The organism is Streptomyces sp. W16 (assembly GCF_033194735.1).
Taxonomy (GTDB): domain Bacteria; phylum Actinomycetota; class Actinomycetes; order Streptomycetales; family Streptomycetaceae; genus Streptomyces.
Genome location: NZ_JAWOAI010000370.1, coordinates 1 through 10,158, shown reverse-complemented (window position 1 = coordinate 10,158; position 10,158 = coordinate 1). Strand labels below are relative to the sequence as shown.

10 protein-coding genes are annotated in these 10,158 nt (G+C 70.3%); 5 read left to right on the top strand and 5 right to left on the bottom strand.

What is annotated here, in order from left to right:
* The 5 genes from R6V09_RS36095 to R6V09_RS36075 form a co-directional block, all read left to right on the top strand.
* Positions 1 to 1,183: ferredoxin reductase family protein (locus tag R6V09_RS36095; protein ID WP_317885687.1), on the top strand; the 1,183-nt coding region annotated here is incomplete at its 5' end.
* Between the two features lie 7 nt (positions 1,184 to 1,190).
* Positions 1,191 to 1,649, top strand: a complete 459-nt coding sequence (locus tag R6V09_RS36090) for an FMN-binding protein (RefSeq protein WP_317885686.1) — start codon at positions 1,191 to 1,193, stop codon at positions 1,647 to 1,649.
* A 77-nt stretch (positions 1,650 to 1,726) separates the two neighbouring features.
* Positions 1,727 to 3,109, top strand: coding sequence for a ferredoxin reductase family protein (locus tag R6V09_RS36085; RefSeq protein ID WP_317885685.1), 1,383 nt, complete (start codon positions 1,727 to 1,729; stop codon positions 3,107 to 3,109).
* Positions 3,110 to 3,128: 19 nt separating this feature from the next.
* Complete coding sequence (locus R6V09_RS36080) at positions 3,129 to 3,908, top strand: FMN-binding protein (protein WP_317885684.1); 780 nt, start codon at positions 3,129 to 3,131, stop codon at positions 3,906 to 3,908.
* Complete coding sequence (locus R6V09_RS36075; RefSeq protein WP_317885683.1) at positions 3,901 to 4,704, top strand: FAD:protein FMN transferase; 804 nt, start codon at positions 3,901 to 3,903, stop codon at positions 4,702 to 4,704. The genes R6V09_RS36080 and R6V09_RS36075 overlap by 8 nt, the downstream gene beginning before the upstream one ends.
* A gap of 80 nt (positions 4,705 to 4,784) precedes the next feature.
* Here the strand turns inward: R6V09_RS36075 and R6V09_RS36070 are convergent, their stop codons facing one another.
* The 5 genes from R6V09_RS36070 to argC are packed head-to-tail and all read right to left on the bottom strand — an operon-like array spanning position 4,785 to position 9,675.
* The gene (locus tag R6V09_RS36070; protein ID WP_317885682.1) at positions 4,785 to 5,324 is read right to left on the bottom strand and encodes an arginine repressor; all 540 of its coding nucleotides are present in this window, start codon (positions 5,322 to 5,324) and stop codon (positions 4,785 to 4,787) included.
* Positions 5,325 to 5,343: 19 nt separating this feature from the next.
* A complete protein-coding gene (locus tag R6V09_RS36065; RefSeq protein ID WP_317885681.1) occupies positions 5,344 to 6,543 on the bottom strand; it encodes an acetylornithine transaminase in 1,200 nt (399 codons plus the stop codon).
* Positions 6,540 to 7,499: an acetylglutamate kinase gene (gene argB / locus R6V09_RS36060; RefSeq protein WP_317885680.1), complete on the bottom strand. Its 960-nt coding sequence runs from the start codon at positions 7,497 to 7,499 to the stop codon at positions 6,540 to 6,542. Before argB ends, R6V09_RS36065 begins: the two co-directional genes overlap by 4 nt.
* Entirely contained in the window at positions 7,496 to 8,650 is a 1,155-nt protein-coding gene (gene argJ / locus R6V09_RS36055) for a bifunctional glutamate N-acetyltransferase/amino-acid acetyltransferase ArgJ (RefSeq protein ID WP_317885679.1), read from the bottom strand. Before argJ ends, argB begins: the two co-directional genes overlap by 4 nt.
* Positions 8,647 to 9,675, bottom strand: coding sequence for an N-acetyl-gamma-glutamyl-phosphate reductase (argC, locus tag R6V09_RS36050; RefSeq protein WP_317885678.1), 1,029 nt, complete (start codon positions 9,673 to 9,675; stop codon positions 8,647 to 8,649). The genes argJ and argC overlap by 4 nt, the downstream gene beginning before the upstream one ends.
* Between the last annotated feature and the right edge of the window lie 483 nt (positions 9,676 to 10,158).

The following is a 10,158-nucleotide window of genomic DNA, read 5'->3' as shown; positions in this document are numbered from 1 at the left end:
CGGGCGGATCGCCGGGCTGCTGTGCGGGTACGCCTGCGCGGTGCTCGTGGGACTGATGGCTCGGGTGCCGTTGCTGGAGCGGCGGATCGGCTCCGACCGGGTGGCGCGCTGGCACGCGATGGCCGGCCGCTACACGATCTGCCTGCTGGTCGTGCACGTCGTGTTCATCCTGCTCGGGTACGCCGCCCAGGACCGTGCCTCGATCGTGCACGAGACGGTCACGGTGGTCCTGGACTACCCGGACATGCTGAAGGGCACGGCCGGTGCGCTGATCCTGTTCGCGGTCGGCATCACCTCGGCCCGCGCCGCGCGCCGCAAGCTCAGTTATGAGTTCTGGTACTACGTCCACCTGCTCACGTACGTCGCCGTGTTCCTCGCCTTCTTCCACCAGTTGAGCCTGGGCAACGAGTTCAACGGCCACGCCGGCGCGACGGCCGCCTGGTACGCGCTGTACCTGGGCGTCGCGGCGCTGGTGCTGTGGTTCCGCGTGCTCGCGCCGGTACGGCTCAACCTGCGGCACCGGCTGCGGGTCGAGTCGGTGCACCGGGAGGCGCCGGGCGTGTACTCCGTCGTCGTACGCGGGCGGCGTGTCGACGAACTGGGCGCGGAGGCGGGGCAGTTCTTCCGCTGGCGGTTCTTCGGGGAGGGCATGGGCTGGACGTCGACGCCGTACTCGCTGTCGGCGCCGCCCCGCCGGGACCTGCTGCGGATCACGGTCAAGGCGCTCGGCGACCACAGCGCGGCGGTGGCGTTGCTACGGCCGGGTGCCCGGGTGTGGGCGGAGGGACCGTACGGCGCGATGACCGCCGACCGGCGCACCGCGCACAAGTCGCTGCTGATCGCGGCCGGGGTCGGGATCACCCCGCTGCGGGCGCTGTTCGAGACGCTGCCCGGCGAGGTGACGCTGCTGTACCGGGCGCGTACGGCCCAAGACCTGGCGCTGGGCGCCGAGTTGGAGGCGATCGCACGGTGGCGCGGGGCGAAGGTGCTGTACGCGCTCAACGGGCCGCAGGGGCAACGGCCTTCGCTCACCCCGGCATATCTGCGCGAGGCTGTGCCCCAACTCGCCTCGCACGACGTGTACATCTGCGGTCCGCACGCCTTCGCCCAGGAGCTGTACGGGGCGCTGTCCGCCGCCGGTGTGCCGGACCGCCGTATCCACCACGAGTCGTTCGAGCTGTGAGGCCGTCGTGCATCCGTTGAAGAAGAACCGCCCGTTGCGCCGGATCGTGCTGGCGAGCGCGGTCACCGCGTCCGGTCTGGTGATGTTGCTGGCGCTGAAGCCGCACACGGCTCCGGAGGTGACGTCGGCGCCCCAGGTCGTCTCGACGCCCGCTCCCTCCGGCGGCGCGAGCGGCAAGGCCGTCGCCGGGACGAAGACCGTCACCGGCGAGACCGCGCAGACCCGTTGGGGTCCCGTGCAGGTGAAGATCACCGTGAAGAACGGCAAGATCACCGATGTCACCGCGGTCCAGTCGCCGTCGGACAATCCGCGCGACCAGGAGATCAACTCCTATGCCCTGCCCCAGTTGAAGAGCGAGGCGCTGGCCGCGCAGAGCGCGAAGATCGACACGGTGTCGGGGGCCACGTACACAAGTGATGGTTACCGCCAGTCACTCCAGTCCGCACTGGACTCCGCGGGACTCTGAACGCACGGGCGCAACGGCACGTACTTCAGGGCCAAGGGGCCACGCCACCCCCCTTGTGCCCCGTCCACGGAGGAACCGTGACCACCACGCTCGCAGGCGGACGTGCCGCCCGCCGACAGACGATGCGCCGCATCCGCCCGCGCCGCTCCCCAGCGACCCTGCTGCTGCTCGCCGTCTGGGCGGGCGCGGTCGGGGTGCTGTGGCTGTGGTGGCACAACACGCCGTCCATCGCCGACCAGAACGGCAAGATCCTCAACGCGGGCCGCATCACCGGCCTGTTGGCCGGTTATCTGATGGCACTGGTCGTGCTCCAGATGGCCCGCGTGCCCGCCCTGGAGCGGCGGGTCGGCTCCGACCGGGTCGCCCGCTGGCACGCGATGAGCGGTCGCTACACGCTCTGTCTGGTCTTCGCGCACGTCTTCCTCATCATGTGGGGCTACGCCCTCCAGGCGGGCAAGACGCTGAGCGACATCGTCCAGCAGACCATCGACTCGGTGAACCAGCTGCCGGACATGGGCAAGGCCGCCATCGGCACCGGTCTGTTCCTGGTCATCGGCCTCTCGTCGATCGGCGCCGTCCGCCGCAGGCTGCCGTACGACACCTGGTACCACGTGCACCTGCTGACGTACGGCGCGGTGTTCCTGACGTTCTGGCACCAGATCACCACCGGCAACGACTTCGCGCTGACGCCGCTCGCCAAGACCGTCTGGTACGGGCTGTACGGCACGGTGACCGCGCTGGTGGTCTGGTACCGGATCCTCACCCCGATCCGCCTCAACATGCGGCACCGGATGTACGTCGAGGCGGTCATCGAGGAGACGCCCGGCATCGTGTCCGTGCTGATCGGCGGGCGGAAGCTGCACCGGATGGGCGCGGAGGCCGGGCAGTTCTTCCGGTGGCGGTTCCTGGCGCCGGGGATGCGGTTCAGCTCGCACCCGTACTCGCTGTCGGCGGCGCCCCGCCCGAACATGCTGCGGATCACGGTCAAGGCGATCGGCGACCACAGTGAACGGCTGCGCGAACTGCGCCCCGGCATGAAGGTGTGGGCCGAGGGCCCGTACGGCGCGCTGACCTCGCAGCGGCGCACCCGCGGCAAGGTGCTGCTGGTCGCGGGCGGTGTCGGCATCACGCCGATGCGGGCGCTGTTCGAGACGCTGCCCGGAGCCGCCGGCGACATCACGCTGCTCTACCGGGCCAACACCACCCAGGACCTGGCGCTGTGGGACGAGTTGGCGAAGATCGCCGACGAGCGCGGCGCCCGTCTGATGTACGCGGTCAACAGCCCCGACGGGGAGCGCCCCGACATCTCGGCGGACTCCCTGCGCCGGAAGCTGCCCGACATCGACAACCACGACGTCTTCATGTGCGGGCCGCCCGGCTTCGCGCAGTCGGTCTACGAAGCACTGCGCGGCGCGGGGGTTCCCGCCCGCCGTATCCATCACGAGTCGTTCGAGATGTGAGCGACGGGAGTCAGGAGCAATGAAGAAGAGCCACCCCATCCGGCGTGTTCTGCTCGCGAGCGCCGCCACCGTGTCCGGGATCGTTCTGCTGCTCTCCCTGAAGCCGGCGACCGACTCCTCCTCGGCGTCCGCGCAGGGAGCGGCGGCCCAGGAGACCGCCGCCGCGCAGGAGTCGCCCCAGGGCGGTGCCGCGGCGGCCGGAACCTCGACAGTCACGGGCGCCGCCACCCAGACCGAGTACGGGGTCGTCCAGGTGCGCCTGACGGTCGCGGGCGGGAAGATCACCAAGGCCGAGGCCGTACAGGCGCCGCACGGCGGCACCAGCGACCAGAAGACCGCGCTGTCCGTACCCAAGCTCAACCAGGAGGTGGTCGCCACGCAGAGCGCGGACATCACCTCCGTGACCGGGGCGACGTACACCAGCGGCGGCTACAAGAAGTCCCTGCAGTCGGCCATCGACAAGATGAAGGCCGCGAGTGCTGCGGCGCCGTCCCAGAGTTCGGCCGCCGCGGCGCCCGCCGCGCAGGCGAAGACCGTCACCGGTGATGTCGTGACGACCGAGTACGGGCCCGTCCAGGTCCGGATCACGGTCGCGAACGGCAAGATCACCAAGGCGGATGCCGTGCAGGCCCCGAGCGGCGGGACCAGCGACCAGAAGACGGCGCTGGCGATCCCCAAGCTCAACCAGGAGGCCGTCGCGGCCGGGAACGCGAACATCGACTCCGTGTCGAGTGCCACGTACACGAGCGGCGGTTACAAGAAGTCCCTGCAGTCGGCACTGGACAAGGCCGGTGGCTGACACGGTGACCGATCCCGCGGAGGCTCCCGCCGCGCTGCGGCACGCCGAGGAGGTCATGGGGACGGTGTTCTCCTTCGACATCCGCGGCGGGGAGCCCGAGGCCGTCCGGGCCGCGCTGGAACAGGCGGTCGCCCAACTGCACCGGGTCAACGAGGTGTTCAGCACCTACCGCGACGACAGCCAGGTCTCGCGACTGGCCCGCGGCGAACTGACCGTCGCGGAGTGCGACGCCGAGGTCGCCGAGGTGCTTGAGCTGGGCGCCGAGGCGGAGCGGGTCAGCTCCGGCTGGTTCAGCACGAACTACGAGGGCCGCCTCGACCCGACCGGCATCGTGAAGGGCTGGGCGGCCGAGCGGGCGGCCGAGCTGATCGCGACGGCGGCCGGGGTGAGCGGGGTCAGCGTGAACGGCGGCGGCGACGTCCAGATGTTCGGCACCCCGGGAGCGCACCGGCCCTGGCGGGTCGGCGTCTCCGATCCCCTCCGCCCGGGCGGTCTCGCGGCCGTGATCTCCGCGGCGGGCACCGACGAACTCGCGGTCGCCACCTCCGGTACGGCCGAGCGCGGGGCGCACATCGTGGACCCGTCCACCGGCAAGTCCGCGGTGACCGACCTGGTCGCCGTCACCGTGGTGGCACCCCGGCTGACCTGGGCCGACTGCTGGGCCACGGCCGCGTTCGCGATGGGCTCACGGGAGGGCCTGGCCTGGCTGGAATCACTCCCGGACGTGGAAGCCCTGCTCATCACGGCAGGCGACGAAGTGCGCTGCACGGACGGGCTGGCGGCCCGCCTCGGGTAGGGATCCCCCATGCGAGTCGGGGGCGCACCGGAACTCTCCGGTGCGCCCCCGACTCGTAGCCCGTCGGTCGTACGGGCAGGTCAGTGGTCGTTCTGCGCCAGCCGCAGCAGATGGTCCGCGAGGGCCTGGCCACCGAGCGGGTCCCGGCTGATCAGCAGCAGGGTGTCGTCGCCGGCGATGGTGCCGAGGATGTCCTGCAGCTCTGCCTGGTCGATCGCCGAGGCGAGGAACTGGGCGGCGCCCGGCGGGGTGCGCAGGACCACGAGGTTGGCAGAGGCCTCCGCGGAGATCAGCAGCTCGGCCGAGAGCCGCCGCATCCGCTCCTCCTTCGCCGACTCCCCCAGCGGCACGCGCGGGGTGCGGAAGCCGCCCTCGCTCGGTACCGCGTAGATGAGGTCGCCGTCGTTGTTGCGGATCTTCACCGCGTTCAGCTCGTCCAGGTCCCGGGAGAGCGTCGCCTGGGTGACACTCAGCCCGTCGTCGGACAGCAGCTTCGCCAACTGGCTCTGGGAACGCACCGGTTGCCGGTTGAGGATGTCCACGATCCGGCGGTGGCGGGCGGTGCGGGTCTGCGGCACGGCCGGCCCCGCGGGGTGCTCGTGCTCCTGCGCCTGACTCATCGTCGACTCATTCTCCGGATCATCCGTCCCCCTTGGCCACGTCCAGGACACCGGGCAGCGCCCGGAGGAACGCGTCCGCCTCGTCGTCGCCGAGGTTCAGCGGTGGCATCAGCCGTACGACATCGGGGGCGGGCGCGTTGACCAGGAAACCGGCGTCCTGAGCCGCCTGTTGCACCTGCGGCGCGAGCGGCTCGGTGAGCACGATACCCAGGAGGAGGCCCGCACCCCGGACATAATCGATCAACGGGTGCCGAGAACTGCCGTCGGCGCCCTCGATTCCGTCGCGGATCTTCTCGCTCTGCCGCTTCACGTTCTCCAGCAGACCCTCGGCCTCGATCGTGTCGAGTACGGCGAGCCCGGCGGCGCAGGCGACCGGGTTGCCGCCGAACGTCGTGCCGTGCTGGCCGGGTTGGAGCAGCTCGGCCGCGCGTCCGAAGGCGACGGTGGCGCCGAGCGGCAGTCCGCCGCCGAGCCCCTTCGCGAGGGTCACGACATCGGGAAGCACACCTTCGTGGGCCTGGTACTCGAACCAGTGCCCGGTCCGGCCGACACCGGTCTGCACCTCGTCGAGGACGAGCAGTGCACCGTGCGCGGCGGTGATCGCGCGGGCCGCCTTCAAATATCCGGCGGGCGGTACGACCACGCCGTTCTCGCCCTGGATCGGCTCGATGATGACGAGCGCGGTGTCGTCGGTGACGGCGGCGGCGAGGGCCTGCGCGTCGCCGTACGGGACGTGCGTCACATCACCGGGCAGCGGCAGGAACGGCTCCTGCTTGCCGGGCTGGCCGGTGAGCGCGAGGGAGCCCATCGTCCGGCCGTGGAAGGCGCCTTGGGTCGCGACCATGTGCTGACGGCCCGTCAAGCGGCCGATCTTGAAGGCGCCTTCGTTGGCCTCGGCGCCCGAGTTGCAGAAGAACACCCTGCCGTCCCGGCCGAAGCGCTCAAGGAGCCGTTCGGCGAGGGCGACGGGCGGTTCGGCGATGAACAGGTTGGAGACATGGCCGAGTTCGGCGATCTGCTTGCTGACGGCTTCGACGATCGCCGGGTGGGCGTGGCCGAGCGCGTTGACCGCGATACCGCCGACGAAGTCGACGTACTCGTTGCCGTCGGCGTCCCAGAGCTTGGCGCCGGCGCCGCGGACGAGGGGGAGCTTCGGGGTGCCGTAGTTGTTCATGAGCGACCCCTGCCAGCGCTGGGTCAGCTCCTCATTCGCGGTCATACGGCATCCCCCTGCTTCTTGCCGGACTTCTTGGCGGACTTCTTCCTGGCGGACTTCGGGTCGGGCAGCTCGTCCGGCACGACCATCGTGCCGATGCCCTCGTCGGTGAAGATCTCCAGCAGGATCGAGTGCTGGACCCGGCCGTCGATGACCCGGGCGGTGGTCACGCCGTTGCGCACGGCGTGCAGACAGCCCTCCATCTTCGGCACCATCCCGGAGCTCAACTCCGGGAGCAGCTTCTCCAGTTGGGAGGCGGTGAGGCGGCTGATCACCTCGTCGCTGTTGGGCCAGTCCTCGTAGAGGCCCTCGACGTCCGTGAGGACCATGAGGGTCTCGGCGCCCAGCGCGGCAGCGAGTGCCGCAGCAGCCGTATCAGCATTGACGTTGTAGACATGTCCGTCGTCCTCGCTCCTGGCGATCGACGAGACGACCGGGATTCGGCCGTCCGCGAGCAGTGCCTCGATCGCGCCCGTGTCGATCGCGGTGATCTCGCCCACCCGCCCGATGTCGACCAACTCCCCGTCGATCTCGGGCAGATGCTTGGTGGCGGTGATGGTGTGCGCGTCCTCGCCGGTCAACCCGACGGCCAGCGGCCCGTGTTGGTTGAGCAGCCCGACCAACTCGCGTTGGACCTGCCCGGCGAGCACCATCCGTACGACGTCCATGGCGTCCTCGGTGGTGACGCGCAGGCCTGCCTTGAACTCGCTGACGATGCCGTGCCGGTCGAGGGCGGCGCTGATCTGCGGGCCGCCGCCGTGCACGACGACGGGCTTGAGGCCCGCGTGGTGCAGGAACACGACGTCCTGGGCGAACGCGGCCTTCAGGTCCTCGTCGATCATGGCGTTGCCGCCGAACTTGATGACGACGGTCTTGCCGTTGTGCCGGGTCAGCCAGGGCAGCGCCTCGATGAGGATCTGCGCCTTGGGCAGCGCGGTGTGCTTACGGGTAGTGCTCATGAGGAGTACGCGCTGTTCTCGTGGACGTAGTCGGCGGTCAGGTCGTTGGTCCAGATCGTCGCGGTCTCGGTGCCGGCAGCGAGGTCGGCGACGATGTGCACCTCGCGGTAGCGCATGTCGACCTTCTCCCGGTCCTCGCCGACGCCGCCGTTCTTGCAGACCCACACACCATTGATGGCGACGTTGAGCTGGTCGGGCTCGAAGGCGGCCTTGGTCGTGCCGATCGCGGACAACACCCTTCCCCAGTTGGGGTCTTCGCCGTGGATCGCGCACTTGAGGAGGTTGTTGCGGGCGATGGAGCGGCCCACCTCGACGGCCTCGTCCTCGCTCGCGGCGTTGATCACCTCGACCTTGATGTCCTTGCTGGCGCCCTCGGCGTCGCGGATCAGCTGCTGACCGAGGTCGTCGCAGACGGCGCGTACGGCCTCGGCGAACTCGGCGTACTCCGGGGCGACTTGGGAGGCGCCGGAGGCGAGCAGCAGCACGGTGTCGTTGGTGGACATGCAGCCGTCGGAGTCGACGCGGTCGAAGGTGGTGCGGGTGGCGGCCCGAAGTGCCTTGTCCAGTACGTCGCTCTCGACGTCGGCGTCGGTGGTGAGGACGACGAGCATGGTGGCGAGGCCCGGGGCGAGCATGCCGGCACCCTTGGCCATGCCGCCGACGGTCCACCGGTCCTTGGTGGTCACAACGGCGGTCTTGTGGACGCTGTCGGTGGTCTTGATGGCGATGGCGGCCTTCTCGCCGCCGTGCGGGGAGAGTTGACCGGCGACGGCCTCAACTCCCGGAAGCAGCTTGTCCATCGGGAGCAGGAGGCCGATGAGTCCGGTGGAGGCGACGGCGACCTCGGCGGCGTTGAGGCCGAGCACGTCCGCGACCTTCTCGGCGGTGGCGTGGGTGTCCTGGAAGCCCTTCGGCCCCGTACAGGCGTTGGCGCCACCGGAGTTGAGGATCACGGCGGAGACCTGTCCGCCCTTCAGCACCTGCTCGGACCACAGCACCGGCGCGGCTTTGACGCGGTTGGAGGTGAAGACGCCCGCGGCGGCGAGATGGGGCCCGTTGTTGACCACGAGGGCCAGGTCCGGGTTGCCGTTCTCCTTGATCCCGGCGGCGATGCCCGCGGCCGTGAATCCCTGTGCTGCCGTCACACTCACGGCGCGACTCCGATCGTAGAAAGCCCGGTGGTCTCGTCGAGCCCGAGGGCGAGGTTCATGCTCTGGACGGCACCGCCCGCGGTGCCCTTGGTCAGGTTGTCGATGGCGCTGATCGCGATGATGCGGCCTGCGGCCTCGTCATACGCGACCTGCACCTGAACGGCGTTGGAACCGTAGACGGACGCCGTCGCCGGCCACTGTCCCTCGGGGAGGAGGTACACGAAGGGCTCGTCGGCGAAGGCCTTCTCGTAGGCGGCGCGGACCGACTCGGCGGTGACCCCCGGCTTCGCCTTCGCGCTGCACGTGGCGAGGATGCCGCGGGGCATGGGCGCGAGGGTGGGCGTGAAGGAGACGGTGACGGGCTCACCGGCCGCCTCACCCAGGTTCTGGATGATCTCGGGGGTGTGCCGGTGGCCGCCGCCTACGCCGTACGGCGTCATGGAGCCCATGACCTCGCTGCCGAGCAGGTGCGCCTTGGGGGCCTTTCCAGCGCCGGAGGTGCCGGAGGCGGCGACGATCACGGCCTCGTTCTCGGCGAGGGAGGCGGCGTACGCCGGGAAGAGCGCGAGGGAGGCGGCCGTCGGATAGCAACCGGGTACCGCGATGCGCTTGGACCCCTCCAACGCGGCGCGGGCGCCCGGCAGTTCGGGAAGGCCGTAGGGCCAGGTGCCGGCGTGCGCGGAGCCGTAGAACTTCTCCCAGTCGGCCGCGGCCTTCAGCCGGAAATCGGCACCCATGTCGACGACGAGGACGTCCGGGCCGAGCTGCTCGGCGACGGCGGCGGACTGGCCGTGCGGCAGGGCGAGGAAGACGACGTCGTGTCCGGCGAGAACTTCGGGGGTAGTTTCCTGCAGGACCCGGTCGGCCAGCGGCAGCAGATGCGGTTGGAGCGCGCCGAGTTTCTGTCCGGCGTTCGAGTTGCCGGTCAGAGCGCCGATCTCGACCTCGGGGTGGGCCAGGAGCAGACGCAGGAGTTCCCCACCCGCGTATCCACTCGCTCCGGCCACTGCCGCACGTACCGCCATGGAACCCTCCTCATCGATGGCATGACTATACGTTTCGCTGCACGTTTATGCAATCCAGGGTTGTGGGTACAGGGGCGCGTTGTGACTGAGCGCTGCGGTCGGTCGCTCAGCGTCCCGGCCGGCCGGGGTGGGCGCTGCGGACGGCCCGCGCGACAGCGGTCGAGGCGGACCGCCTTCGGGTGACCCTTGCCCTGCCGTCGGCCATTCCGACGAGCGGCGTACCGTAAGGCGTCCGCCTGGTCGGGCTGTTCTCACCGCTGTCGACTCCAGCGAGGGAGTGCTGTAGGCATGCGCGGTCGAGGCCCTTGCCCATGCGATCACCGACGACCGGGCGCGAGCCAGGGCACTGATCGAAGTGGTCCGGGAGCTGGCCCGGCGCGGCGATCCGGGCCGGGCCGAGGCTCTCGCCCGATTGATCACCGACCGCTGGGCACGAGGCAAGGCGCTGGTGGCGGTCGTCCAGGAATGCGCCCGGCACGGCGA